The sequence below is a fragment of the Methanocella arvoryzae MRE50 genome, from assembly GCF_000063445.1.
Taxonomy (GTDB): domain Archaea; phylum Halobacteriota; class Methanocellia; order Methanocellales; family Methanocellaceae; genus Methanocella_A; species Methanocella_A arvoryzae.
In genome coordinates this window covers 558,198-582,645 of sequence record NC_009464.1, presented here as the reverse complement: position 1 = coordinate 582,645, position 24,448 = coordinate 558,198, and the positions used below count along the sequence as shown (strand labels likewise).

27 protein-coding genes are annotated in these 24,448 nt (G+C 55.8%); 15 read left to right on the top strand and 12 right to left on the bottom strand.

Annotation, left to right across the window (positions count from 1 at the left end):
- Window positions 1–23 precede the first annotated feature (23 nt).
- From RCI_RS02895 to RCI_RS02890, 4 genes are all read right to left on the bottom strand, one after another.
- Window positions 24–203, bottom strand: a complete 180-nt coding sequence (locus tag RCI_RS02895) for a CxxC-x17-CxxC domain-containing protein (protein ID WP_048197923.1) — start codon at window positions 201–203, stop codon at window positions 24–26.
- A gap of 12 nt (window positions 204–215) precedes the next feature.
- The gene (locus tag RCI_RS16100) at window positions 216–404 is read right to left on the bottom strand and encodes a CxxC-x17-CxxC domain-containing protein (protein ID WP_081477268.1); all 189 of its coding nucleotides are present in this window, start codon (window positions 402–404) and stop codon (window positions 216–218) included.
- A 12-nt stretch (window positions 405–416) separates the two neighbouring features.
- Window positions 417–596: a CxxC-x17-CxxC domain-containing protein gene (locus RCI_RS16095; protein ID WP_081477267.1), complete on the bottom strand. Its 180-nt coding sequence runs from the start codon at window positions 594–596 to the stop codon at window positions 417–419.
- Window positions 597–775: 179 nt separating this feature from the next.
- A complete protein-coding gene (locus tag RCI_RS02890; RefSeq protein WP_012034882.1) occupies window positions 776–1,159 on the bottom strand; it encodes a hypothetical protein in 384 nt (127 codons plus the stop codon).
- 80 nt (window positions 1,160–1,239) lie between these two features.
- Between RCI_RS02890 and RCI_RS02885 the strand changes: the two genes are divergently transcribed.
- Window positions 1,240–2,157, top strand: coding sequence for a prenyltransferase (locus RCI_RS02885; protein ID WP_081477266.1), 918 nt, complete (start codon window positions 1,240–1,242; stop codon window positions 2,155–2,157).
- 13 nt (window positions 2,158–2,170) lie between these two features.
- Here the strand turns inward: RCI_RS02885 and RCI_RS02880 are convergent, their stop codons facing one another.
- The 4 genes from RCI_RS02880 to RCI_RS02865 form a co-directional block, all read right to left on the bottom strand.
- Window positions 2,171–2,941 (bottom strand): ABC transporter ATP-binding protein, encoded by a 771-nt coding sequence (locus tag RCI_RS02880; protein ID WP_012034880.1) that lies wholly within the window; start codon window positions 2,939–2,941, stop codon window positions 2,171–2,173.
- An 11-nt stretch (window positions 2,942–2,952) separates the two neighbouring features.
- Window positions 2,953–4,089, bottom strand: coding sequence for a FecCD family ABC transporter permease (locus RCI_RS02875; protein WP_012034879.1), 1,137 nt, complete (start codon window positions 4,087–4,089; stop codon window positions 2,953–2,955).
- Window positions 4,090–4,277: 188 nt separating this feature from the next.
- Window positions 4,278–5,297 (bottom strand): ABC transporter substrate-binding protein, encoded by a 1,020-nt coding sequence (locus RCI_RS02870; RefSeq protein ID WP_012034878.1) that lies wholly within the window; start codon window positions 5,295–5,297, stop codon window positions 4,278–4,280.
- Window positions 5,298–5,456: 159 nt separating this feature from the next.
- Window positions 5,457–6,221 carry a DUF169 domain-containing protein gene (locus RCI_RS02865; RefSeq protein WP_158308857.1) on the bottom strand — a complete coding sequence of 255 codons (765 nt, stop codon included), beginning with the start codon at window positions 6,219–6,221 and terminating at the stop codon, window positions 5,457–5,459.
- Between the two features lie 122 nt (window positions 6,222–6,343).
- Here RCI_RS02865 and RCI_RS02860 point away from each other — a divergent pair, with 122 nt between their 5' ends.
- From RCI_RS02860 to RCI_RS02845, 4 genes are all read left to right on the top strand, one after another.
- On the top strand, window positions 6,344–7,807 hold the full coding sequence (locus RCI_RS02860; RefSeq protein WP_012034876.1) for a cobyric acid synthase: 1,464 nt from the start codon (window positions 6,344–6,346) through the stop codon (window positions 7,805–7,807).
- Window positions 7,808–7,949: 142 nt separating this feature from the next.
- Window positions 7,950–9,347 (top strand): AAA family ATPase, encoded by a 1,398-nt coding sequence (locus RCI_RS02855; RefSeq protein ID WP_148266500.1) that lies wholly within the window; start codon window positions 7,950–7,952, stop codon window positions 9,345–9,347.
- Between the two features lie 55 nt (window positions 9,348–9,402).
- Window positions 9,403–10,836, top strand: a complete 1,434-nt coding sequence (locus RCI_RS02850; protein ID WP_012034874.1) for a VWA domain-containing protein — start codon at window positions 9,403–9,405, stop codon at window positions 10,834–10,836.
- A 53-nt stretch (window positions 10,837–10,889) separates the two neighbouring features.
- Entirely contained in the window at window positions 10,890–11,630 is a 741-nt protein-coding gene (locus RCI_RS02845; protein WP_012034873.1) for an MBL fold metallo-hydrolase, read from the top strand.
- Here the strand turns inward: RCI_RS02845 and RCI_RS02840 are convergent.
- Window positions 11,627–12,244: a hypothetical protein gene (locus tag RCI_RS02840; protein ID WP_012034872.1), complete on the bottom strand. Its 618-nt coding sequence runs from the start codon at window positions 12,242–12,244 to the stop codon at window positions 11,627–11,629. The genes RCI_RS02845 and RCI_RS02840 overlap by 4 nt on opposite strands.
- Window positions 12,245–12,458: 214 nt before the next feature.
- On the opposite strand from RCI_RS02840, the gene RCI_RS02835 reads away from it, so the two are divergent.
- The 3 genes from RCI_RS02835 to RCI_RS02825 all read left to right on the top strand — a co-directional run bounded on the left by RCI_RS02835 (window position 12,459) and on the right by RCI_RS02825 (window position 14,498).
- Window positions 12,459–13,400 (top strand): carbohydrate kinase family protein, encoded by a 942-nt coding sequence (locus tag RCI_RS02835; RefSeq protein ID WP_012034871.1) that lies wholly within the window; start codon window positions 12,459–12,461, stop codon window positions 13,398–13,400.
- Window positions 13,400–14,020, top strand: coding sequence for a cyclase family protein (locus RCI_RS02830; protein ID WP_012034870.1), 621 nt, complete (start codon window positions 13,400–13,402; stop codon window positions 14,018–14,020). The genes RCI_RS02835 and RCI_RS02830 overlap by 1 nt, the downstream gene beginning before the upstream one ends.
- A gap of 196 nt (window positions 14,021–14,216) precedes the next feature.
- Entirely contained in the window at window positions 14,217–14,498 is a 282-nt protein-coding gene (locus tag RCI_RS02825; protein WP_048197915.1) for a hypothetical protein, read from the top strand.
- 593 nt (window positions 14,499–15,091) lie between these two features.
- On the opposite strand, the gene RCI_RS02820 is transcribed toward RCI_RS02825, so the two are convergent.
- Window positions 15,092–15,355, bottom strand: coding sequence for a YhbY family RNA-binding protein (locus tag RCI_RS02820; protein ID WP_012034868.1), 264 nt, complete (start codon window positions 15,353–15,355; stop codon window positions 15,092–15,094).
- Between the two features lie 209 nt (window positions 15,356–15,564).
- Here RCI_RS02820 and RCI_RS02815 point away from each other — a divergent pair, with 209 nt between their 5' ends.
- From RCI_RS02815 to RCI_RS02805, 3 genes are all read left to right on the top strand, one after another.
- A complete protein-coding gene (locus tag RCI_RS02815) occupies window positions 15,565–16,398 on the top strand; it encodes a CBS domain-containing ParB/RepB/Spo0J family partition protein (protein ID WP_012034867.1) in 834 nt (277 codons plus the stop codon).
- A 3-nt stretch (window positions 16,399–16,401) separates the two neighbouring features.
- Window positions 16,402–16,689, top strand: a complete 288-nt coding sequence (gene hisE, locus RCI_RS02810; protein WP_012034866.1) for a phosphoribosyl-ATP diphosphatase — start codon at window positions 16,402–16,404, stop codon at window positions 16,687–16,689.
- 553 nt (window positions 16,690–17,242) lie between these two features.
- Entirely contained in the window at window positions 17,243–18,070 is an 828-nt protein-coding gene (locus RCI_RS02805; protein WP_012034865.1) for a 2-amino-3,7-dideoxy-D-threo-hept-6-ulosonate synthase, read from the top strand.
- Window positions 18,071–18,097: 27 nt separating this feature from the next.
- Here the strand turns inward: RCI_RS02805 and RCI_RS02800 are convergent, their stop codons facing one another.
- On the bottom strand, window positions 18,098–19,396 hold the full coding sequence (locus tag RCI_RS02800; RefSeq protein ID WP_012034864.1) for an alkaline phosphatase family protein: 1,299 nt from the start codon (window positions 19,394–19,396) through the stop codon (window positions 18,098–18,100).
- Between the two features lie 85 nt (window positions 19,397–19,481).
- Here RCI_RS02800 and RCI_RS02795 point away from each other — a divergent pair, with 85 nt between their 5' ends.
- The 4 genes from RCI_RS02795 (at window position 19,482) to artA (ending at window position 23,330) form a co-directional block, all read left to right on the top strand.
- Window positions 19,482–20,840 carry a glycerate kinase type-2 family protein gene (locus RCI_RS02795; protein ID WP_048197913.1) on the top strand — a complete coding sequence of 453 codons (1,359 nt, stop codon included), beginning with the start codon at window positions 19,482–19,484 and terminating at the stop codon, window positions 20,838–20,840.
- A 105-nt stretch (window positions 20,841–20,945) separates the two neighbouring features.
- Window positions 20,946–21,746 carry a hydroxyethylthiazole kinase gene (gene thiM, locus RCI_RS02790; RefSeq protein WP_012034862.1) on the top strand — a complete coding sequence of 267 codons (801 nt, stop codon included), beginning with the start codon at window positions 20,946–20,948 and terminating at the stop codon, window positions 21,744–21,746.
- Window positions 21,746–22,384, top strand: a complete 639-nt coding sequence (thiE, locus tag RCI_RS02785; RefSeq protein WP_012034861.1) for a thiamine phosphate synthase — start codon at window positions 21,746–21,748, stop codon at window positions 22,382–22,384. The genes thiM and thiE overlap by 1 nt, the downstream gene beginning before the upstream one ends.
- Window positions 22,385–22,439: 55 nt before the next feature.
- A complete protein-coding gene (gene artA, locus RCI_RS02780; protein ID WP_231844923.1) occupies window positions 22,440–23,330 on the top strand; it encodes an archaeosortase A in 891 nt (296 codons plus the stop codon).
- A gap of 609 nt (window positions 23,331–23,939) precedes the next feature.
- Here the strand turns inward: artA and RCI_RS02775 are convergent.
- Window positions 23,940–24,317 carry a 30S ribosomal protein S8e gene (locus RCI_RS02775; RefSeq protein WP_012034858.1) on the bottom strand — a complete coding sequence of 126 codons (378 nt, stop codon included), beginning with the start codon at window positions 24,315–24,317 and terminating at the stop codon, window positions 23,940–23,942.
- Window positions 24,318–24,448: the final 131 nt, after the last annotated feature.

The following is a 24,448-nucleotide window of genomic DNA, read 5'->3' as shown; positions in this document are numbered from 1 at the left end:
TTTCACCCCGGACTTTCTTGTGTTTAGAACCTGGGCTTCCTGTGTTTGGGCAGGCAGTCCCGGCAGTATACTGGTCTTCCCTCTGCGGGTTTGAAGGGTACTTCGCATTCTTTGCCGCAGTCAGAGCAGGTTGCTTTGTGCATCTCTCTCGGGCCGTCGAAGTTCCTGGGGCCGCTCCTGGGCCTGAATCCACCGTCGCGCATTATTGGCACTCCTTAGAACCTGGGCTTCCTGTGTTTGGGCAGGCAGTCCCGGCAGTATACTGGTCTTCCCTCTGCGGGTTTGAAGGGTACTTCGCATTCTTTGCCGCAGTCAGAGCAGGTTGCTTTGTGCATCTCTCTCGGGCCGTCGAAGTTCCTGGGGCCTCCAAAATTCCTGGGGCCTCTAAATCCACTGTCACGCATTGTTGACACTCCTTAGAACCTGCTGTCCCTGGGCTTTCTGTGCTTGGGCAGGCAGTCGCGGCAGTATACTGGTCTTCCCTCTGCGGGTTTGAAGGGTACTTCACATTCTTTGCCGCAGTCAGAACAAGTTGCCTTGTGCATCTCTCTCGGGCCGTCGAAGCTTCTGGGGCCCCTGTTTCTATTTTCTATCATTTGATTACTCTCTTTGCGGGCTTGTGTCCGCAAATAGTATTCAAGAGCGGACTACTATAAAAACATATCTTTCGGATATGCTATATCCTGAGGGTTTAGAGACGATAAAAACCGATCGAAGTGTAAGCGTGCAATCCTGCTCTGCTCCAGTTCTGCCATAAACCTGGTCTGATGGCCGGTTAACGTCCGAAATCGGCCGTTCCTGCGTCTACGACGTGTATATGAGTCCTATCGTCAGTTTTAAGGCTGCCGAACGCTTTTTCTACAATGTCTCTCAATTCCTCGTGCCGCCTCATGGCATAAACGAGGCGGAACCTGTTGAAGCTATGCCGGTCCCTGTCTGCCAGGCCTGCACGGATGATTTCCTCCATTTGTTCAAGGGCGAAAGCCTCATCGTCAGTCCTGAACACGTATACCAGTAAACGATTACCTACGTTGATCCGCGAGTAGCCGACGCCTTTGTATTCGGCGGGCGTCTCTTCGATGATCCTGAACACTTCTTCCGAGCACCCACAGCCCAGCACATTCTGGACAAACGCCTTGATCTTTTTTACGTCTGACATGGAGCTTCCCCTGGGGTTGTTTTACTTTTACCGTGACAATAGTTTATACGTCTGCATTTAAAAATCTGCTTGAGCAAACTATGTCGGCAGGCTGTAGCGATATTATCCCTATCATACGCCTCGGCCGGTTTAGGTTTCTTCTGCTGGGCCTTGTCCTCTATCTGCTTGGGGCTCTTCTCGCCGCCTGCTCAGGCTGTCCATTGCACACTGGCAAGCTCGCTATCGGTTACCTGATCCTGGTGACCGGTCACCTGTCCATGCATTACAGCAACGACCTTTTCGACTACGAGGCAGACCTGCACACGAACCCGAACGCTGTTTCGGGCGGTAGCGGCATCTTGCGGGACTATCCTCATCTGAGGCTGGCAGCACTCTATATTGCGCTCTGCCTGGCAGCGTTTTCCATCGTGACAGGGGCGGTCTTCACCTGGTACTACTCATACCCGCCGGCCTACATCGGCCTCGTGATCTTTTCCAACCTGCTGGGCTGGTATTACGCAGCGCCTCCCGTCAGGCTGTCCTACCGGGGGCTGGGCGAGATCGCCACTGTGCTGGGCGTCGGGGTACTGATGCCAGCTGCAGGCGCTCTCACAATAGCAGGTTCTGTGCCACCGGCTTTTCTTGTCTTTCTTCCGGTCCTGGTGCTTTACTCCACCTCTTTTATCCTCAGCGTGGAGCTGCCGGACATGGAAGCGGACAGAGCCGCAGGCAAGCGTACTTTTATCGCGAGAAAGGGCCGTTCTGCAGGACTTGTATTGATCGCCGGTGCCAATTTGCTGGCGACCATCTATCTTCTGTTCCTGTGGTTGATCACAGCGCAGGCGCTCTATCTTGTAGCAAGCCTCGTTTCGGTGCTGCTACTAGTAGCGGGACTACTCGGGATCGCCCGCCGGCCGACCGCAGGTGTGGCGGCTGCCGGATTCGCCAAAATGAGCGTAGGCTGCTTTATGGTATTCCTGGTAGCCATGGATGTATCGATAGCAGCCTTCTTACGGTAAGCGAGCCGGTACTTCAGGCTTTTGCCTTGATGGGCAGAATGTGCCGCCCGTACGCGCTTTCCACTATAAAGACGTCCACGCCGTAGACGTCTTTGATAGTCTGCGGGGTGAGAATTTCTTCGGGCTTTCCTGCGGCATAGATCTTACCCCTGGTGAGGACGAGGATCTTGTCGCAGTATGTGACCGCGAGGTTGAGATCGTGGAGCGCTACGATCATCGACTTCTTCCCTGTTCGGGTCAGCGATCTGGTGATCTCCAGCACATCGATCTGGTGCTTCAGGTCCAGGTTGCTGGTGGGCTCGTCGAATAAGAACAGTTCCGGCTCCTGTGCCAGCGCCCGGGCAATGTAGACCTTCTGCTTTTCTCCTCCGCTGAGCTGATCCATGAACTTGTCCGCGAGGTGCCGGATGTTCATGGCTTCCAGGGACTGCTGCACTATGGCCAGGTCGTGGGGTGTGACCCTCCACTTGATGTGGGGCTTGCGGCCGAGCATGACTGTTTCCATCACTGTCGAGAAGAACAGGTAGTGGAAGTTCTGGGGCACGTAGCCGATCACCCGGGCTATCTCTCCGGGCTCCATCTTCAGCGCGTCCCGGCCGTTCAGTAATACCGTTCCATGGCTCGGCTTATGAATTTGCGCTATACATCTGATGAGCGTGCTTTTGCCCGATCCGTTCGGCCCGACGACGCCCACTACTTCGCCCTCGCCCACAGTGAAGCTGACTCCGTCCAGCGCCTTGTGGCTCCCGTATTTTACTTCCAGGCCGTCGATTTTCAGCTCCATGGTGTGATACCTCAGTAGATGTGGTTGTCCTTGCCTCTCAGGATCAGGTACATGAAGAAGATGCCTCCGGCGATGTACATGATGATACCCACCGGTATTTCGATAGGGCTAAGGATGGTCCGGGCGAAAGTGTCCGATACCAGCAGGATCAGGCCGCCCATGAGCGCGGAGCAGGGTATCAGGTACCTGTGATCGTTGCCTATGAGCATCCTGCAGATGTGCGGGGCCATCAGCCCGATGAACCCGATGACGCCCGTGAACGCGAGGCAGCTCGAAGCGGCCACTGTGGCGATCAGCAGGCAGTAGATCCGCAGCCGCTCGACCCTGATACCGAGGTTCTTCGCGATGTCGTCCCCGGCGGATAAGGCGTTCAGATCCCATGCCTTCAGGCACAGGAGGATGACGCATACTGCGGTGATGGGAAGCAGTATGGTGATGGCGTCCCAGTTGGCGCCCCACATGCCGCCCATAAGCCAGATCTCCAGGTCTTTAAGCCTGTCGTTGTTCGACCAGTACTTGAGGATCAGCACCCCTGCCTGAAAGATGTACCCGATGACGACGCCCGACAGGATCAGGGTTGCCTGACTCGTGCCCCTCATCCTCGCTATGCCGTAGATGAGGATCATGCTGGTCAGGCCGAACAGGAAAGCGTTGACGATCACGTCGTAGTATGAGCCTCCCGGGATGATGAGCCCGAGGATGCCCGCACCTGTTACGATGGTGATGGCGGCTCCGAAAGATGCGGCAGAGGCCAGGCCGAGAGTGAACGGACTCACCAGGGGATTGCGAAGCGTCCCTTGCATGACCGTGCCTGCCACTGCCAGGCTGATTCCGGCGAGCATGGCCAGCAGTATTCTCGGCAGCCGCATGTTGACGACGATGACCTGGGCAATGCCGTTTTCCGGAGGGCCGAAGAGCGCAAAGACAGATCCCAGTACCGGGATGCCGGCAGTCTTTTCGGCCGCCGCATGCATGATCGATAAAAATACGTCGGGAATGGTGATTTTCGCAGTGCCCACCGAGGCCGCCACCAGCGATGCACCCACGAGGAGGCCGAAGACGATTATCAGGAGGCTCACTCTACGCATGTAGCTTTTTCGATAGAGCTGATCTACGTCTCCCGTTGCCGTCTGTGCCTGACCTTTCACCCGAACCCCTCGTTTTACGCAATTTTCGTACTACTGCGGCTATCTGTTAGTGTGCAAGAAGTATTCCCGCTGATCTCATATAAAAGTATGGAAGAAGACCTGTCTCACTTCCATCCATAGAACGGGGCGGTCCCCACGCCACAGGTTTGTTTGGCGTGGGGCTACGCCTCCTCTCCTCTCAGGCCCGGCTACGGTGTCGGGTAAATTACGAGCGTCTGGTTGGTGCCAGGCACGAACCTCTCTGCGTACTCGTCCAGCTTTACCGCCGGGTCGATGTCTGCAAAGGTCTCGGGGTACAGGATCTTAGCCACATACAGCAGGCCGATCGGGCTCTTGGCACCATAGGTAATGGTAGACGAGAGCACGTATACCTGGTTGTCGTTCACTGCCTTGACGCCTGCTATGCCCGTCCTGTTCATGACCTCGTCACGGATGGCCGTGTAATTCTGAACGGTGTCGCCGCCGACCGTGTAGCCGTTGTACTTGATGATGACGTCCGGGTTGTTCGGCAGGATGTTCTCCGCGCTCATGTACACGTATCCGCCTGAAGCGTTGCTCATGTCGTGGGCGAGGTTCCGGCCGCCGGCCGTGGTGATCAGCACGTCGCCGCCCGAGAGGTATCCCGCTGTGGTGAACGGCTTGTTGTTCTCCCAGTACACCTTCGGCTTCTGGTCCTCGGTCACGTTTGCAGTCCTGTTCTTCACCAGGTCTACGTTTTCATCGACGAACCTGGCGAAGTCCTCTGCCTGCTGGCTGTTGCCAGTCAGCGTTCCCATCGTCCGGATGTCATTTGCCAGGGTGTTCAGGTTGCCGCAGTCAAGCTGGACGATCGAGACGTTGATCAGGGCGAGCTGATCAGCGTTCTTAGGCTTAGAGCTGGCGTAAGTGACGATCACGTCCGGCTGCAGTTGTGCAATCTGCTCCAGGTTGGGGTTCTGCCAGTCGCCCACGTCGGCCATGTCTGCTACCAGCGGGCCCACTGTCGGGTTCTTCTTGACGATGCTGGCCACGCCCACTATCCTGTCTTTAGCGCCGATTGCGATCAGCACCTCTGCGGCGTCCGAGTTGGACACCACTATTCTGTCTGCCGTCGAGGGCAGGGTGATCACGTTGCCGTTAGTGTCCGTAATCGTGACTCCTGTAGAAGAAGTATTGTCACCGGGAGCCGGCGTCGGGGTTGCAGGCTGGGTGCAGCCGGAGAGCAGCACCGCCAGCAGTAGAACGCAGGCTGTAATTATTAGTGTTGTCTGTCTGATACGTATTCCTCCCGTTTGTGGTATAAGCGAATAAAGAGCGTATTCGAGGTATAGTATTAATAGTTTATCAATTTTTCATACTAAATGCGAATATGAATAGAAAAAATAGCATTAATGCCTTCTGCTTAAGGCATTCGAAACCTGGGAATCATGCTCTGCCGGGTATGCCATCTCAGGCCGCATGGTGACGAATGATTTCTCCACGTCTCCAGCCATTCTCTCAGCCATTGCAGCAGGTATGCCCAGCGACATCAGGTCCGCAGGGAACCACGGATTCCCGTCGATCGCCGTCGGGCCGATGAAGGCATGACCCTTTGGGGCTCCTGCAGCCATGCCGGCAGGGTACGTGATAAACAGCGAACAGTTTGAGCCCCAGGGTGAATCGATCTGCCCGAAAGCCGGGCCGCTGCCGAAGTGGATAAGGCCGCAGAGGTTCCTGATCTGCTCAGCGTTGCCGAAGCACAGGTAAGAGAGCGGCCGCACGTCGCCCGCAGCCTCACAGGTGCTGATAACCAGGTGCCTGCCCGGTGGAGTGATCTTCCCGATACTCCGGACTGTTTCCCTGCAAACTTCCGGTGATGCCTTCATGTATGCAGCGTCCTCGCCGCTCACCGCGACGTCGATCATCATCTGGTCGGACATCTCCGCCAGGCCCAGGAAGGTTAGCGCTCCAAAGCATATTCCTTTTTCACCTGCCGTGTAGCCTACGGCAGCCGCCTCTCCTGCCGCGACCAGCAGCACGGCTTTAGCCAGGCAACGGTCACCTTCTTTGACCAGATCGGAAACACGGGCGATGCCATGGGGCATTTCTGCCGGGCTGTAGATGCACAGGGGCTTGAGGTGAAGACGTCCGGCCTTCTCCAGACGCTCACCCACAAAACGGGCTGATTGTTGAGACATACGAGTAACTATACGTCCATCTGACATATTTTTACGGTTCACCCCGCATGTTCACCCGGCAACTATATTTTACTATAGTCAATTTAAATTGATCAACTATGGCCCGCTATCTCACCGTTCTCGGCACTCAGTCCCACGTCGGCAAAAGCATTCTTGTTACCGCCCTGTGCCGCATACTAAAGCGCAGAGGGTATCGTGTCGCGCCGTTCAAGGCGCAGAACATGAGCAACAACTCGTGGATCACTGCCGACGGCAGCGAGATCGGCATCGCTCAGGCCATTCAGGCTTTCGCCGCAGGAGCAGAACCCCGGGCTGAGATGAACCCTGTGCTGCTCAAGCCTAAAGGTAACATGACCTCTCAGGTCGTAGTTCTGGGCAAGCCTCTGGGAGACCGGGTGGTAGGGCAGTACTACGAGTCGATCGAATCGATGATGGCCATCGCCCTGAACGCGCTGTATAAGCTATCTGAAGACTACGACGTGATCGTCGTGGAAGGGGCGGGCGGCGCTGCGGAAATCAACCTGTACGACCGTGATATTGCCAACATCCCCCTGGCCAGGGCTATTCATTCTCCTGTGCTGCTTGTCGGGGATATCGAGAGGGGAGGCGTATTCGCCAGCCTCTACGGGACTATCGCACTGTTGCCGCCCGGCGATCGGGAGCTCGTCAAAGGCCTGATCATCAACAAGTTCTGCGGCGACCCGTCTCTGCTGGGCTCCGGCGTAGGGGAGCTGGAAAAGCTGACGGGGGTACCAGTGATGGGCATTGTCCCATATTCGGGATTACGGATTCCCTCCGAGGATTCGGTATCCCTCGGCGACAAAAAGCCGGAGGGTCTCCTCGACGTCGATATCGCCGTCGTGCGCTTCCCCCTCATCTCTAACTTCACCGACTTCGAAGCGCTGGAGCGGATCGCCCGGGTCAGGTACGTATCGCTGGATGACAGCCTGGGACGGCCGGATATCGTTATTTTGCCGGGGTCCAAGAACACTGTCAGCGATCTCAAGATGCTTAAAAATTCGCCGTTAGCCTCGGAAATCTGCAGCCTGGCGAGCGATGGCGTACCTGTGATCGGTATCTGCGGGGGCTACCAGATGCTGGGCCGGCAGGTGGTCGACAGCGGCATCGAAGGCGGAATGCCGGAGACCATCGATGGCCTGGGCTTACTGCCGGTTACCACTGTATTCGATCGTTACGAGAAATGCACCTGCCAGAGCACGAAAACCGTGACCGGGGCGGGACCGCTACTCGCAGGCATCAGGGGGTCGGCTGTAACCGGCTACGAGATCCACATGGGGCAAACCAGAACTGACAGCCCCGCGTTCGGCGACGACGGTTGTGTCAGCGATTCAGGCACGATCCTCGGTACCTACCTCCACGGCATATTCAATAACGCATCCTTTACCGACGCAGTTCTCAAGTATGCCTGCGAGAGAAAAGGCCTCAGGTACGTCCGTCCGGAGGGCGTCAGGGACCCGTATGACGAGCTGGCAGATATCGTGGAATCGGCGATAGACCTGGATGCGATTATCCGGCTGATCGAAAGCCAGGATAAGGTGTAGTCTGTTACCTCTGCCGATCGGGAAACCGCGCTGGTGATAACTTCGGTCTGATTTAAATACCGGCCTGAACCATCTACAATTCGAATCCGGCTGACAGGGGTGATTCCTCAGATTGTCGGTCGAGTTATGCGGGAGGGTGCGGATGGCTATCGACGTCGCTGCGATCAGGTCTGACTTTGAGCAGCGTTTCGTGGAGCGGTCGACGGAAATCACCTGTTCTCTTCTGGCCTTACTCTCGGGCGAACACGCACTGTTTCTCGGCCCGCCGGGCACTGCCAAGTCCATGCTTGCCCGTAGCCTGTGCGAGATTATCGACGGAAATTACTTTTATTACCTGCTCACCCGGTTCACCACGCCGGAGGAGGTATTCGGCCCGCTATCGCTGAAAGCCCTGCAGGCGGATAGTTTCTCCCGTAAGACAGATGGTTTCCTCCCCGACGCTCACATCGCCTTTCTGGACGAGATCTTCAAAGCCAACAGCTCCATCCTTAACAGCTTCCTGACTGTGCTGAACGAGCGCAAGTTCCACAACGGCCGGGATGTGATCGACGTACCTCTCGTCTCCCTGTTCGGCGCCTCCAACGAGCTTCCCGAGGACGAAAGCCTGGAGGCGCTGTACGACCGGTTTCTTTTCAGGTGCGTGGTCTCGCCGGTGAGGGAAGAGGCCAGTTTCCGGCAGATGCTGTTCGGGTCAGCACAGGATGCCGGTAGTCATCACCGGATCTCCCTCGCGGACATCCGGCTGCTCCAGGAAAAAGCGGCCGGTATGCCCGTCGATACAGACGTAGAAGCCATCATTCTCCGGGCCAGAAGGGAGCTGGCAGCTAAGCAAATCACTGTATCAGATCGCAGGTGGAAGAAGATACTCGGCGTGCTCAAAGTTGCCGCAGCAGCATCCGGCAGGGCTTCCGTAGATCGCTCTATGGTCCTGCTGCTCCAGCACATGGCCTGGGACAGGCCCGAACAGCGGGCTGATGTGCGAGACCTGGTCATCAGCCTGGCCATCACCGGCGGGGAGAGCGTGGAAAAGCTCATCGCAGAAATCGAGGATCTGCACGCCTACCTGTCGAAATCCGGGTGCGGGGTCTTCCCGAATACCATCCGGTGCTACGACTGCGACGAGCGTATCACTTCCTTCGAGCGGCTTTCCGACCACAGGAAACTATTCCCCCAGCACAAGTACTACGACCCGTACCGTACCAGCCTTCATATGCGCATTCTGAGCTTTCATGACCTCCTCAGCATCCTTAGCGAAGATTACGGCTGGAACTGCGCAGAAATCCAGCCCGAGCAAATACAGAGATCGCAGGCAGAGTATGCCCGCCTGCAAAGACGATACCGGGACGTCTGCCTTCAGGTTGTCTCAGGCAGGGCAGTGCTGAAAAGGCAATTGCGCGACAACGTATGGATCGATGATCGGGATATTGTCGATCTGCTCGACCGAAGCGAGGCTCAGGCCCGGTTTATAGAAAAAGCGGGGAAAACGTTAGAGGCCGCCGGTGCGATGATAAAGTTGCTGAGCGAGTCTGGAAACGAGTGAGTCTGACGCTCTATCCGTGGGAGAACGTGATTGAGACAGCCTCGCATGGAACGGTGTGGCCATTGTAAACAAGTACGCGGAGCCTGAAATCAGGGAAGTGCTGGCGATGCCTGGCATACGCGAGACCCTGGCAATGCCTCACGCAATCTCAAGGGAAGCCCGGGAAGCGCTGGCCATCCTTCTGGCCCGGGAACTGGTGCTCGGCGAAACGTACGAAACCCTTGATCCCGGCAGTGCAGGCCTTTCCGCCGGGCCTGCACTCAGGCTGCTGAACGCCGCGAGGTATACCGAAGCATGGGTGAGGCTGAAGTCGCTGTCCGCAAAGAGCCGGGTGATCGGGCTGCTGGCCATGAAAGCAGTGCTCGAGGCTATTCTGGAAACTTTCGACGAGATTTATGATGGCCGGACTCCGTCAGATGTCCAGAAGGCGCTCCTGGAGTACCGTATGATGCTGGTTGAGCTGTCCGGGCTATACGGCAGAAAGCCCGGGGCATCCCGGAAAGAAGGGACTTCTCATGCCGACCTCAGGAGCGAAGACTCAAAAGCCCGGGCCGTTAACGATATTTTGTACCGGCGGCTGGTGCCTCGCCTCGACGACGCTGTCGAAGAGCTTGCAGACAGTGCAGATCCTCTTGAACTAATGTCTCTTCTCGCCGGCGGCAGGGGATGGGATTATGCCATGATCGAACAGCATAAGGATGACCTCTACAACATCAAGCGGTATTCCGACATCGTCCGGCGCAACCCCGACCTGATGAAGCTGATCGAAGACCTTGGCAGATCCTCTGAAGGCCTGGACACCGGCAGCGGCAAAGTACTGCACAGCGGCCGGCTTGAAGTTCACTCCATCGTCACTTCCAGCGATCTGTACTACCTGCTGCCATCCGAGCTGATCAAGCTGCAGGACAGCATTCTCCAGTACCTCTTCTTCGCCCGGTGGATCGAGGGCAAGCTGCTCACCTACCATCTGACCGACCCCGGAAAGTCTGATACGGGGGACTGCAAGCGAAAAGGGCCGGTGATAGCCCTGGTCGACACGTCGGGATCTATGGACGGCATCCCCGGGATACTGGCCAGGGCTGTCACGCTGGCGACCGTCCGCATGTTTTTACAGCGCGGCAGGAAGATCAGGGTGGTATTGTTCTCCTCAGTGGGGCAGCTTGACGAAATCGATCTTCCCGAAGGCTCGACGCCCGGCTTCCTGGAGTTCCTCCGCTCCTCTTTCGGCGGAGGCACCGACTTCAACACGGCGCTAAAAGCCGGTTTAGGGGCGCTGAAAGCCCGACAGTATGCCAGTGCGGACATCATGTTCGTGACTGACGGCATGTCCCGGATCACTGACGAAGCCCTGATCGAGGACTGGCGCCGCCTGAAAGAAGCCAGCGGCAGCCAGATCTTCACCGTCATCGTCGGCAACGACCAGGCCGGGGGTCTGGAAGACATCTCCGACAGAGTCTATATCCTTGGCGGGAAGCGCTTCCAGATATGAGCTACTGGCAGCCATGGCAACATATTTTAAGGCGTAGCTCCTCTTTTTCTTCGATGCCTGTACGTTCCTTCAAGATTATAAAACAGGGAAGCGTTCCCTTCGATGCCTTCGAGCCCGTGGACTCCAGAGCGATGGCCTTAAAAAACATCTCTGGCCTGGGCTGCGGATCGACTGTCACATACATCGAGTCAGATGCCCGTATTCTCGTGGACACCGGCTTCGACTTCGAGAACGCGCTCACGGACGATATCGTGAAAGCCAACAAGAAGCGGCTGACCCACGCGCTGAAAGCGCACGGCCTCAAGCCATCCGACATCGACATCCTCTTCATCACCCACTGGCACCTCGACCACTTCGGCAACGTGAAAATGTTCAAGGACAGCACCATCATGACGTCCGAAGCAGCCGTGTCGAGAGTGAAGATCGACGTTACCGGCGCCAGGGACGGCGAGCAGATCGCCGACGGCGTCAGGGTCGTCCACACTCCCGGGCACACCGCAGACCACGCTTCCCTTGTCTTTAAGACAGACAGGCTCCGGCAGTCCATCCAGACCAGTGCCGGCGGCCGCATCATCGGCATCGGGGAAGTCACTGTAGCTGCAGCAGGCGACGTAATCCTCACGCCTGCCTTCTACGCCACCGACACGATCTGGACCCAGAACAAGGACTTCACTTCAAAAGAGGCCGCTGCCGCCAGCCTTGGCAAGATCGTAGGTGAGGCAGACTACATTATCCCCGGCCACGGCGACCTCTTCCGTAACGTGAAGAAGCCGCAGGCCGGAAAAAAGGATTAAGCATACCTGGATATCAGGCCTACGAACGCCTGCGTCAGGATCCAGATGAGGCCTCCGGCGATGAAGGACAGGCCGATGAGGATGTAGGTTGCCGTGGTGCCGCCGAATTTTTTCTTCAGCTCGTAGAAGACGACTTCGCTGAGGAAGATGACGCCCAGCATCATCACTCCCAGCATGAGGACCAGTAATGCAGGTATAGTGACGCCACCTATCGGGCTGACGAAGGTGCCCGTGCTGATGGCGGTCAGGTTATACGTGTACCAGCCCGCAGTTCCGGCAATGCTGTCCAGTATGACTGCGAAGACGAGGGCGATGAGGAACGGAGTCCACCACCTGAAGAAGGGCATCGCGCCTTCCTTTTCGGCCATCTTTACTACTATCCAGTAGCTCAGGATAGCGGGTATCGACCACAATAGCGCGTAGAATATTACCTCGACCTCGGAGAGGAGATAGATACCGCCGGCAAGCCAGTAGTAGACAACGTACATACAGAACGAGACGAACCACAGCCGCAGCGCGGTGCTGGTTTTGCCCTTGATCACGTGCCTGGTCAGGTAGATCATCAGAATCCCGATGAAACCGATGGCGACCACTTCAATGAACTTCACGTCCATACCATTACCTCGGCTACATCATGGGCGCTAATCCTATATTAGGCAATCGACAACCAGAAGATGAGGGTATGACCCCCGTGCCCGCAAAACTCTGGCCGCATGTCCGGCATGCACAGGTATTTCATCGATACAAAATCATGTAGCCTGACGTCGCCTCTGTGGAAGGCGGCGGTTAGATTTATCAGATATCGATATATATTAAACAGGTGTGGCAATGCCCAAGATAGCGACTATCGGCGACGTGAATGTGGATCTCATAGCCCGTATCGACAGGATGCCCGACATAGGGAAGCAGGTCATCACGAAAGACTTTCAAGTGCACGGCGGAGGCTGCTCGGCTAACTTCGCCCTGCAGTGCGCCCGGCTGGGAATGGATATTCAGCTGTTCGGCAAAGTGGGCGACGACGTATTCGGCACTTACGTCCTCGTTGAGCTGGACGATAATAATGTTAATACGAAGAACGTCCGCCTGACCGAGAATAAGACGGGCGTTACTGTGGCGCTGGTCCAGGGAATCGAGCGGTCGTTCGTGACCTTCAGGGGCGAAAATGCCAGCTATAACATTGGGGACATAGACCTGGCGAAGATCGATGCGGACATTGTACACCTTCCGTCCTACTTCCTGCTGGACGGCCTCAGGTATGACTACGCCAGCCTCATCGACCTGCTCCACGGCGCGGGCATCAAGGTCTCGTTCGACACAGGGTGGGACCCGAGGGGATTCCCGAAAGAGACGGTGGACCCGATCTTCGACATATTACCGAAGGTAGACGTCTTTCTACCTAATATAGACGAGTCCAGAAAAATTCTCGGAAACGACAAGCTGTCTCCGGAGGAAGCCGCGAAGATCTTTTTAGACATGGGAGTCAAGGTCGCAGCGATCAAGATGGGCAAGGACGGCTGCTATGTGGCCAGTGGTAGCTATGCAGAGTTCATCCCGTCGTTCAAAGTACCTGTAGTCGACACTACCGGCGCCGGCGACACGTTCAACGCGGGCTTTATCAGTGCTTACTCCTACGGAAGGTCCCTGAGTGACTGCGCACGGATAGGGGCGGCTACTGCAGGCCTGAAGGTCGGCGGGGTAGGCTGGACGAAGTACCCGACCCGGCAGAACGTGAATAAGTTTCTTGAGGACAACGGCTATAAAGGCCTATAATGAAGATCTTCGATATTTCCGTCAGCCTGCACAATGGCATGCCTGTCTTCCCCGGCGACCCGGCCCCGGACATCAAGCGTGTCCTGAACATGCCTAAAGACGCTGCCAATGTCTCCTTTTTATGCATGGGCTCCCATACCGGAACCCACGTCGACCCGCCGCTACATTTCGTGGAAAACGGGATGCCGATCGATCGGATCCCGCTGGATCACCTGTATGGCAGTGCAGAGGTGCTCGATCTGACCGGCGTCGAGAACGAGATATCGGCAGAAGACCTGGAAAAAGCGAGCCAGGGGGAGAAGATGCTGCTGTTCAAGACCCGGAACTCCCGGCTATGGCAGTACACCGGGTTCCGCAGCGACTTCGTTTACCTGAACGAGAGCGGGGCTGACTGGGTAGTGAAAAATGGCATCAAGACGATCGCAATCGATTACCTGTCCATCGGCAGCTTCAAAGACGCCGAAGCAGTCCATAAAATGTTATTGAACGCAGGCGTCACTGTGGTCGAAGGCGTGGATCTCACCGGAATCGAGCCCGGAAAATATACGTTCGTCTGCCTGCCGCTGAAAATCAAGGACGGCGACGGCTCACCAGCCAGGGCTATACTGGTTAAAGAATAACATGGCTGGAAATACTTATAATCGTCGCCAGGCCGCCTTGTTTTTAATTCGCAAAGGCGCAGAGCAGGCTGTCCCATAATTCGAATCGTTATACAATAATGAGCCAATTATCCTTATTAGAAAATGGTACGATCTTATACTTTAAGTTCGCCCGCCAGGACGTCTGCCATGGCAGGCGTCCGATGCCGGCGATCCGATGACGATCGCTGCGCTGTGCCTGGACACAGATTTAACAGATTATACAGATTGCGCAGATGGTCGTCGAATCATGCCGGTAAAGACTGTCATTACCTGTTTTATCTATTGGGCCTATATGCAATCTGTAATTATTGCTTGGCGAGCTTGGCACCTTGGCGAGCTTGGCGGCTTTACCAGCGAGAAACTGGAAACTGCCAGTTTTTCATCACTTTGCCTGATCAAGGCTCCGATCATCACCTCTCTCTTGGCGGTGTTTCAACCATCTCAGGGCAAACATTAAATTTTTCATACCCCTGCTTGAAAATATCCATTTCATCCACGAGTCATTCGTGAAACGTTTTGTACGAGTGCCCGTACCGTTTACGCGAAGTACACAAAGTACTCGAAGTATGGTAAAAACGGCATGCTGGGAAATGATCCTATCGTAAAACTTCGCGTACTTCGCGTAAACGGTACCTGACTGTCCAAAAATTTTTGGACAGTTCCTTTGCCAGGATATTCGCCTTGAGAACGCCTGCCATGGCAGGCGTTCAAAAGGCGATTCATGACAGATGATTTTCCCTCTCCAATCCTCCGGGTACTCACATTCCTCCTCTCTGACCTCCTGACCTCTCTGACCTCCCAGTTTGAAAAGTCTCCCGGACCTCCGGGCACTCCCCAACCTCCTTTTTTGCCGGGTACGTGTGTGCAAGCCAGACAACCGGGAGGTTTCGGAGGCCCTGGAGATCAGAGAGAACGATCTCAGGGAGAGATCAGAGAGGTCAGGAGATCAGAGAGTAGTACAGTGAGGAGCCAGAGGACTCAGAGGACCTTTTACATACCGATCTGGTTAGGTAAGTTGTATTGTAAAAAATGATAATGGATGTGCTGTAATCAACGCTTGAACAGCACTATCGTGTTGCCCTTGACCTCGATCAGCTCAGACCCGGTCTTTTCGGCCAGGAGCTTAGCGATCTCCTCTTTGGGCATCTCTTCGAAGGCGCTCTTGAGAACCTTGACTTTAACCAGCTTGTTGTCTTTCAGCTGCCGGCTGACCTCTTCAATGAGGGACGGGGTCACGCCGTTCTTACCAATGTGAGTGGAGGCTTCCATACGGGCAGCCATGCCACGCAGCTCTAATATCTTCTTCGTGTCCATTCTCTATCACGTACAAGATACTGCGGCAGGCTAATAGCATTTACGGTACCTGACGGCACAGGATGAAGAAGAAGTCGGACCCGGCATATGGGCGGCCTCTTGTCGGCTCTTGCCAGTCGATCGGTATTTCCAGCATTAGGGTCTTCCCTGCCGCGTTCTCCGGTCAATAAGATTATCTCATATAAGATACAATATCGTGCTGGTTATTCATGAAGGATAAGCTCCGAGTCGGCGATTACATGACTGGCAAGGTCGTTACCGTCTCCCCAGAGGATACGGTGATGGACGTGATCAAGCTCACCCGGCAGACAGGCCATGACGGTTTTCCCGTGACCAGCGACGGGAAAGTCGAAGGCTATATTTCCTCGCTGGACATGCTTTTGTGCGAGTCTGACGAGCAGGTGAAATCGGTCATGAGCCGGAACATTATCGTCGCTCACCCGCAAATGGAGATCAACGAAGTGGCCAGAGTCATCTTCAGGCTCGGGGTAAGCAAGCTGCCGGTCGTCGACGATACTGGCAGGCTGGTCGGCATCATCACTAATTCTGACGTCATACGGTCTCAGATCGAGAGAGCCGACCCCCAGAAGGTCTGGAAGCTCAAGAAGACGCTGGAAACGGTCCATAACATTGAAATAACGGTTACGAGAGGCGACGTGAACATCCAGGAACTCGTGCCTACCCAGTCCAAGATCTTCGCAGACGAGCTCGAAGGCCGCATCTACGAGCTGAAGAAAGGCCTGGCCGAGCCCATCATTGTCATTCACAAGCCCGACAGGTGGATGCTGGCAGACGGCCACCACAGAGTGGTCGCAGCCAAGCGCCTGGGCATCGAGAAAATCGACGCCTACATCCTCGAAATACCGAAGGATATAAAGCTGGGCATGGAGAAGACCGCCCGGGAATCGGGCTTACGCACTGTGGACGACATCGTCGTCATGGACTTCGAAAAGCACCCGCTCATCGAGATCACCGAAAGGCTGATGATGAGAGACCGCAAAAGCCTCGAAGAGATTGAGCGCAAGAGCGCGGAGAGCGAGTAAAAGATGGCAGACGTGCTGGACGAAGTATACGCGGTCATAGCGGATCGTAAGGTAAACCCCAAAGAGGGGTCTTATACGACTTCTTTATACAATCACCGCAAGGGTATCGACAAAGTGCTGGAGAAGATAGGAGAAGAATCCACCGAGCTGATCATCGCTGCCAAGAACGGCGGCGAAAAGGAGATCGTCAGCGAGTGTGCGGACCTGTTCTTCCACGCCATGGTACTCCTGGCGGCCAAGGATATCCCCTTCGAGAAGATCAAGGAAGAGTTCGAGCGACGCAGGAAATAGCGTACAGGTCAGCGACTCAGCAATACGAACGCTGCGCTGTGCCAGACCCTCACAGATTGCACAGATAGTTACCGATTCCACAGAACGATTCCACAGATCGAAACAGATTCCACAAATTTACTTCAGATAATCAAGGACAATAGCATTCTGATGTTTCTGTGTAATCGTGTATCTATCTGTGGAATCTGTAGTAATCAGTGGAATCTGTGAGGATTGGCACAGCGCAGCGTTCGTATTCGTTCATGGGATTCTGAACGAGAGAAGTCAAGCTATACCCTTTAAACTCCGTTTTCAGTTGACTGTACAACTACGTGCATGTACATACCAGAATGGCACAATCTTTAATATATTCTAAAACCCACATACTATCAATGATGATGGAGGCCATATGCTATCGGCTCAACAACGCTGTTCAGTCCGAGCTTAGCTTTAGCTTTGGCTTCTGCTTCTGGTTTAACTAGACGATGCTGGCTGCGCTAACTCTCGCCAGACAAGCATCGTTTGCGTGTTTTGTGATAGTCAGCGCCGGCCATGTCGTGAAAGGGTGTTTCACATGGATGGCAAGACAATCAGGATGAACAGGATACTGGAATCCGGCAAAGCGGTCATTGTACCGATGGACCACGGGGTAAGCGAAGGGGCTATCGAAGGCCTGGTGGACATGAACAGGACGATCTCGCTGGTCGAAAATGGCGGCGCCAGCGCAGTTCTGCTGCATAAGGGCCTCATTAAGTCGCTCAGCACACCTCTGAAATGCGGCACGATCATGCACATTTCCGGCGGCACCAGGTACGCTGAGGACAAGAACAAGAAAGTGCTCGTTTCCTGCGTGGACAACGCTATCCGGCTCGGAGCAGATGCCGTATCTGTCCACGTCAACGTGGGCGGTTGCGCATCAGAGCACGACATGCTGGGAGACCTCGGCGAGATCGCAGATCTCTGCGATGAGAAGGGTATGCCGCTGCTGGCGATGACCTACCCGAGAGGCAAGGGCATTACCGGCTCCCCTGACGAGATCGCCCACGCGGCGAGAATCGGCGGAGAGCTCGGCGCAGACCTGGTGAAATGTCCCTACACTGGCGACATCAGGTCTATGAGCCTGGTCACGGCTGCCTGCCCCGTGCCTGTCGTCATCGCCGGAGGCCCCCGGTGCGACAGCGACGTCGACGTGCTGCAGATGGTCGACGACGCCATGACTGCCGGCTGCATCGGCATTTCCCTCGGGCGGAACATCTTCCAGCACCGTCGGCCTGACCTTATGACGGCTGCGCTCCGCGCCATCATCGTGGAGAGAGCCACTGTACAGGAAGCCGCCGACATCCTCAAGGGCGAGATCGAGACGGCCGTCCTCCGGCACGCTGCAGTCACGGCTGACCGCTAATGCCGTTGCCTTAAGGTTGGCTGTCGGTCACCGTTGTCTGAGCATTACCGCGATAATGCCCGCAGCTGCCAGGCCACCCGCCGCCAGGAAAATGGCAAAGGCAGGCAGCTCTGATTGTCCTGGAGAAGAGGCGGCAAGCCGCACGACAGTATCGTGCGTCAATAACACCTCATAAACATGCCCCGCGGCCTCGATACGGTATACCCCCTTCTCCAGCCCGCCCATCCTCAAAGTCCCATTCACTAACACTGTTTTTCCAAAGCCCGGCCCGGCTATTGTGACATTTACGGGCACCATAGACTCAAGCTGCAGCGCCGGCCGATCATTCCACGGCAGCGCCTCGCCATCGCACATGGTCATGCCTTGCTGACATCCCATGAGAGACAGAAGTGTCGGAGCAACACACTCCTGACCGTAGATTTCATCGCTACCGAGGGCAGGCTCATCGGTGAAGATCAACAACGGTATCAGCAGACTCTCGTTTCTTCCTGCGGCCTCAGCAGAGGCGTGAGCGCCCCTTGAAGAAGCGGATTTAAAGCTCATGCCATGATCCGCAGTGATCAGCATGATAGTGCCCGAATCCCGGCAGACATTTGTAAGCTCCCTCAACAGTGGATCCAGTCCTGCAAGCGTGGCGCTATACGCATCGAAGCCGTTTTCATGCCCTGCATAATCAGTGCCAGCTACGTTGATCGTAAGCAGATATGGCTGTTCAGGATGCGATTCCTCCATGTACTTGACCAGCTCGATCGCTTTTCCGAGTGACCAGTTATCGTATCGTTTGTATGCAGCGATCTTGTCTTTCCCGGCGGCTTTCCCGGGGAGGCTATTGTCGGCCAGGATGGCCCTGACACCGGCGGGAACTCGCTCATCGTTAACCCAGTACTGGAAATCGGGCCTGGAAACAGAGTTATTTGCATCTCTTACTACGGCATCCATCTCTCCCAGCATATATGCCGTATCACCGGTCTCCAGCACTGCTATGCACAGGTATCCCTGCTTCCGCAGAGAGTCGAAGATCGTGGCCTCGTAGTAAGTCAGCGTCTCATCTTCCGCCTCCGAGTACCCGGTGACCAGTACTGCATGCCCGTACTCCGTTTTTGGCACGGGCGCCTCGAGCGTGTATCTTGCGCTGGCAGCATCCAGGATGTCGAGCTTTACCTGATCCAGCGGTGTACCATCCGCACAATCCGGGGACAGCTCCGGGTAGATGTACGAGGCCCCCATGCCATCGACGATGACTAGTACGGCGCTTTTTTCGGCCGTGCCGGTGCACGGCAGAGTGCTCAGGAGCAGGATGGCGAGCAGTATATGGAGCAGTCGCATAATACTAAATTACACATACACGATATTTAGTCCTTATCACCAGTGTCAGTGAAATATATATCCGCTGCCGTATACTTTATCTGTGATGAACATACGGGGAGCCGATAGCCTTATCCGGGGAAGCGAGCGGCGAGCGCACGCCCTGGCTATTGTCAGGGCAGGCATATCTGCGGTGTTACCTGAAAATGTGGTGCGAAATGCAGTGAAGCTTAAAGGGAACCGGCTTCAGGTCGGCAGCCGGGAGTATGATCTGGAACAATACGACCATATTTACGTCGCAGGCGGGGGCAAGGCAGCGGCGACCATGGCTGCAGAACTTGAAAATCTCCTCGGCGACCGCATTACTGCCGGGCTGGTCAACGACCGGTATGGTGTACAGGCAAGGACCACCCGGACCAGAGTCAACAATGCCGGGCATCCCCTGCCCACGGAAGACGGCCAGCGCGGAGTCAGAGAAATGCTCGACATGCTCTCCGGTGCCAGTAAGGATGACCTGGTCATCTTCCTCATCTCCGGCGGCGGCTCAGCCTTACTTCCCTGTCCTGCTCCTGGCATATCTCTGGAAGACAAGATCCGGCTGACAGATCTGCTGCTCAAGAGCGGTGCGACGATCGCGGAGATCAACTGTGTGCGCAAGCATAGCTCCTGCATTAAGGGTGGGCAACTCCTGCGGTATGTGAACGGCGCTACTGTGCTCAGCCTGATCGTATCGGACGTCGTCGGGGACGACCCCGGGTCGATCGCTTCCGGGCCGACTGCGCCGGACAATACCACTTTTGCGGACGCTCTCTCGATACTGGATAATTACGGGCTTAAGGATCTGGCGCCCGTTTCCATCCTCCGGCATCTCGAAGCCGGCATGCGGGGCCAGGTTCCCGAAACGCTCAAGCCCGGCGACCCTGCTTTCGGCCGGGTATACAACGAGATCATCGCGGGCAACCTCGTGGCACTGAAAGCCGCCGCCGGAGAAGCGCAAAGGCTCGGGTACCATCCGATCATCCTTGGCTCGCACATCAAAGGCGAGAGCCGGGAAGTTGGCCTTGTCCATGCGGGCATAGCAAAAGAATGCCTCACCAGCGGCAATCCGGCGCCTCTCCCGGCAGCTATCATATCCGGCGGGGAAACTACCGTCACAGTCAGAGGTCCGGGCAAAGGCGGGCGCAACGAGGAGTTCATCCTCGGAGTGCTGCGAGACTATACGCCCGGAATAACCGCTGTGTCGGCAGACACCGACGGCATAGACGGCGCCACAGACGCCTGCGGTGCTATCGCGGATGAGACCACACTACCACGGGCTGAGTCGCTGGGGCTGTCGATCCAGAAAGCACTGGACAGCAACGCCTCATACGACTTCTTCGAAGCGCTGGGAGATTTGATATTCACCGGGCCCACGGGGACAAATGTAAGCGATCTCCGCGTTGTACTTGTATACAAATTTCAGTGAATATTATGGGGTTAATTACACTCATGTGTGTTACTTTGCACTTGTAGCCCCCAAGAAAATCTATTTATTTTCAGCCGCTATCCACTGAATACAAGGAGTATCTTCATGGATGCGAGAAGCCTTTCCGGCATCCTGACAGAGGTCAGGGAAAAGCGACCGCTCGTGCACCACATCACGAACTACGTTACCGTCAACGACTGCGCTAACGTAACGTTATGTATCGGAGCAGCGCCGGTAATGGCCCACGCCCACGACGAGGTGGCCGAGATGGTGGCGATGGCGGGCGCTCTCGTGCTGAACATCGGTACGCTGGACCACCGGCAGGTCGAATCGATGCTGGCGGCCGGCCACCGGGCTAACGAGCTCAACATACCCATTATTCTTGATCCGGTAGGTGCTGGCGCGACCAGGCTCAGGACAGAGACTGCAAAAACGCTGCTCCACAAGCTCCACGTCTCGGTACTGAAAGGCAATGCAGGGGAGATTGCCACTCTGGCCGGCGCCGAAGGCAAGGTCAGAGGCGTCGACTCGGCTGGCGTCAGCGGCGATCCGGCAGAGTTCGCCAGAGGCCTGGCAGAGAAGCTCGGCCTTGTCGTGGCAGTGAGCGGCGCCACGGACATTGTCACAGACGGCAAACGACTAATCTACGTCGACAACGGCCACGAGATGATGGGTAAGCTTTCAGGCACAGGCTGCATGGCATCGTCTATCTCTGGAGCGTTTGCTGCAGCCTCGAAAGACTATGTAACCTCGACTGCCGCTGCGCTCGCCTCGTTCGGCGTAGCGGGAGAAAAAGCTGCAAAGCGCTGCGAAGGACCGGCATCTTTCAAAATAGCGCTGCTGGATGAGATCTACCGGCTGACCGCAGACGAAGTCGCCCACAACATCAAGGTAAGGTTTGCCTGATGCAGTACGACCTCTACGTAGTGACTGATGAAGGGCTATCCCGCGGCCTGACTCACCCGGAACTGGCCCGGCGGGCCATAGCCGGCAGTGCTGACGTCATTCAGCTCAGGGATAAGAAATGCGACTGCGACTATCTCCTGCGCTGCGCCATGGAAATGCGGGAAGACTGTAACAAGGCCGGCGTCACTTTCATCGTCAACGACCGGCTGGACGTCGCTCTCCAGAGCCAGGCAGACGGCGTCCACATCGGCCAGTCAGACATGCCTTTGAAGTTCGCCCGGCGAGTCGCCCCTAAAGGCTTCATCATCGGCGTCTCCGCAGGCACCGTAGAGGAAGCGTTGAGAGCAGAGCATGACGGGGCTGACTACATCGGCTTCGGCCCGGTCTTCCCTACCGGCTCCAAAGCCGATGCCGGCCCGGTATGCGGGCTCGATTTATTAAGAGAAGTCAGGCGGCGGGTGTCGATCCCTGTCGTGGCCATCGGCGGCATCAACGCGGCGAATGCGCCGGAAGTGCTGGCTGCAGGTGCTGATGGACTGGCGGTCATCTCCGCTGTGGTCAGCCAGGAAGACGTGACTGCCGCCGCCCGGAACCTGAAAGCCATCATCAGCCAGTACCGGCTATCGGGCCGCCAGTAACGAAAAGGATATATCCGCATGTGCCTTATGCTTACCAGCTACAGGTGGATGTTATATGCAACTCTTCGGCATGGACGCACTCGACGTGTTAATGTGGATATCGCTCCTGATCATCGTGGCCGGGGCGATCGTCCCTAAGAAAAACGGCTATTATATAGCGGCTGTAGGCTGGGTGCTATTCGGCCTGCGGTGGGGGCTGTCGACTCCGTACTTCTACTTTCAGGAAGCTAACATTCTGTACACTGTACTGTGTCTGCTATCCGTGCCTCTGACTCTCTACGCTGCATATATCATGATCAGGTTCCAGCGTAAATCGCTCATGGTAATCACCCGTAGCGTGGCGATCAGTAGCCTGTTCTACGCCCCGTTCGCGTTCCTGCCCTGGCTGAGCAACTGGCTGATCGGGCTCACGACCACCCTGACCATGGCGTCACTGACAGCGCTTGGCTTCCCGGCCATACGGGATGGGCTGGACATAATCTACCTCAACGGACAGGCCGTGCAAATTATTCTCGCCTGTACTGCTATCCAGAGCATCGCGATCTTCATCGGCGTAATTTTCTGCATCAGGGTGGAGACTGAGCGCATGCTCAAGGCTTTCCTTGTGTCAGTGCCAGTCATCTATATCTTAAACCTGATCAGGGACGTATTCGTCGTGGCGGCGTTCGGCGGCCAGTGGTTCCAGATCATGCCCGAGACTGTGATGCAGTGGTCCGGCAAGCCCGCGGAGTTCACCAGCTTCTTCTGGGCTCACAATGTGCTCGCAGAGCTCGGCTCGCTTATCGCTTTAGTCGTCATCTCATACGCTGTACTGTCGATGATGCCGGAGCTGCTCGACTACCTGAGAGACGTCCTTAGCCTGCTGAAGGTGGAGAACATAAAGAAGACTCTCCGGGGCGAAGAAGTGCCGATGCTGGTGCCGGTGAAGCCGATCAAGAAGGCTTAAAAACTAATTTTTTCCCGTTTTACTGCCCGGCTAACGCTCTCGGCCATACTGCAATTTCGAGCAGGCCAGGCCGCCACTGAAGGCCGGGAAGTATACTTTTTACTATAACTTTTTGGATATTCGTCATCAAGTCCTCCCCGGCCTCCGGTTCCTCACCATACTCCTCTCTGATCTCCTGACCTCCCTGACCTCTCCCTGAGATCGTTCTCTCTGATCTCCATGGCCTCCGAAACCTCCCTGCTGTCCGGCTTGCGCACACGCACCTGGAAAATTTGAGGTTGGGGAGTGCCCGGAGGTCCGGGAGACTTTTCAAACTGGGAGGTCAGGGAGGTCTAAGAGGTCTGAGAGGAGGAAGGTGAGGGGCCGGAGGATTTGAGAGGGAAAGTCGGCTGTCAGGAATCGCCTTGAGAACGCCTGCGAATGCAGGCGTTCAACAGGCGAATATCCCGGTGAAGGAATTGTCCAAAATGTTTTATGAATAACATACTGGACATGCTGTCGTTGGCCACATCACGAGGGTGAAGGCTCGGCGATAGCTATCGCATGTCAGAGATAACATCTAAAAAGGGATTATCAGGCGACCTATAGTCGCCTATTTATACGTTAAACTTAAGCAACTAAAACTGCGTTGATGCAGCCGTCCTGTCCCGGGCGGTTGGTGATCCTGGCCTTGCCAAGCTCAGTGGTCACGAATGTGCCCTTGGTCAGGAAGTTCCTGCGCACGTAGTTCTTGTTGGCCGGGTTCTCGGTCACAGTCGTCATCTTGACTTTCTGGGTCTTGCCAGTCTTCGGGTCGGTGACATTGACGACATCGCTCTTGAGTACTCTGACCTTGCTGCCGTTGCCGGTGACGTTGAGGACCTTAAGCTTCTGGGCACCGATGACGGGGATAGTGAAGTCCCTGCCGAGCTCGAACTTTCTCTTGCTGCGGTTCAGCCTGAGCCTGCCGCCGGTGGCCTTTCTGGTGGATTTGCCCTGATACTTCATAATGTTAACCTCGGTGATTTGTAATGAGAGTACCACCTTAGTAACGCACTTATAGGATATATAATTTAGGCTTTTTGGGGTGGTATTCCGTTAAAGTCTATCCGTCTAATGTTGAAAGATGTATAAATAGA

Bases quoted from the DNA above. Each gene is read 5' to 3' on its own strand.
- RCI_RS02895 (WP_048197923.1), bottom strand. From the start codon at position 203: ATGCGCGACGGTGGATTCAGGCCCAGGAGCGGCCCCAGGAACTTCGAC.
- RCI_RS16100 (WP_081477268.1), bottom strand. From the start codon at position 404: ATGCGTGACAGTGGATTTAGAGGCCCCAGGAATTTTGGAGGCCCCAGG.
- RCI_RS16095 (WP_081477267.1), bottom strand. From the start codon at position 596: ATGATAGAAAATAGAAACAGGGGCCCCAGAAGCTTCGACGGCCCGAGA.
- RCI_RS02890 (WP_012034882.1), bottom strand. From the start codon at position 1,159: ATGTCAGACGTAAAAAAGATCAAGGCGTTTGTCCAGAATGTGCTGGGC.
- RCI_RS02885 (WP_081477266.1), top strand. From the start codon at position 1,240: ATGTCGGCAGGCTGTAGCGATATTATCCCTATCATACGCCTCGGCCGG.
- RCI_RS02880 (WP_012034880.1), bottom strand. From the start codon at position 2,941: ATGGAGCTGAAAATCGACGGCCTGGAAGTAAAATACGGGAGCCACAAG.
- RCI_RS02860 (WP_012034876.1), top strand. From the start codon at position 6,344: ATGGCCCGCTATCTCACCGTTCTCGGCACTCAGTCCCACGTCGGCAAA.
- RCI_RS02855 (WP_148266500.1), top strand. From the start codon at position 7,950: ATGGCTATCGACGTCGCTGCGATCAGGTCTGACTTTGAGCAGCGTTTC.
- RCI_RS02845 (WP_012034873.1), top strand. From the start codon at position 10,890: ATGCCTGTACGTTCCTTCAAGATTATAAAACAGGGAAGCGTTCCCTTC.
- RCI_RS02840 (WP_012034872.1), bottom strand. From the start codon at position 12,244: ATGGACGTGAAGTTCATTGAAGTGGTCGCCATCGGTTTCATCGGGATT.
- RCI_RS02835 (WP_012034871.1), top strand. From the start codon at position 12,459: ATGCCCAAGATAGCGACTATCGGCGACGTGAATGTGGATCTCATAGCC.
- RCI_RS02830 (WP_012034870.1), top strand. From the start codon at position 13,400: ATGAAGATCTTCGATATTTCCGTCAGCCTGCACAATGGCATGCCTGTC.
- RCI_RS02825 (WP_048197915.1), top strand. From the start codon at position 14,217: ATGACGATCGCTGCGCTGTGCCTGGACACAGATTTAACAGATTATACA.
- RCI_RS02820 (WP_012034868.1), bottom strand. From the start codon at position 15,355: ATGGACACGAAGAAGATATTAGAGCTGCGTGGCATGGCTGCCCGTATG.
- RCI_RS02815 (WP_012034867.1), top strand. From the start codon at position 15,565: ATGAAGGATAAGCTCCGAGTCGGCGATTACATGACTGGCAAGGTCGTT.
- hisE (WP_012034866.1), top strand. From the start codon at position 16,402: ATGGCAGACGTGCTGGACGAAGTATACGCGGTCATAGCGGATCGTAAG.
- RCI_RS02805 (WP_012034865.1), top strand. From the start codon at position 17,243: ATGGATGGCAAGACAATCAGGATGAACAGGATACTGGAATCCGGCAAA.
- RCI_RS02800 (WP_012034864.1), bottom strand. From the start codon at position 19,396: ATGCGACTGCTCCATATACTGCTCGCCATCCTGCTCCTGAGCACTCTG.
- RCI_RS02795 (WP_048197913.1), top strand. From the start codon at position 19,482: ATGAACATACGGGGAGCCGATAGCCTTATCCGGGGAAGCGAGCGGCGA.
- thiM (WP_012034862.1), top strand. From the start codon at position 20,946: ATGGATGCGAGAAGCCTTTCCGGCATCCTGACAGAGGTCAGGGAAAAG.
- thiE (WP_012034861.1), top strand. From the start codon at position 21,746: ATGCAGTACGACCTCTACGTAGTGACTGATGAAGGGCTATCCCGCGGC.
- artA (WP_231844923.1), top strand. From the start codon at position 22,440: ATGCAACTCTTCGGCATGGACGCACTCGACGTGTTAATGTGGATATCG.
- RCI_RS02775 (WP_012034858.1), bottom strand. From the start codon at position 24,317: ATGAAGTATCAGGGCAAATCCACCAGAAAGGCCACCGGCGGCAGGCTC.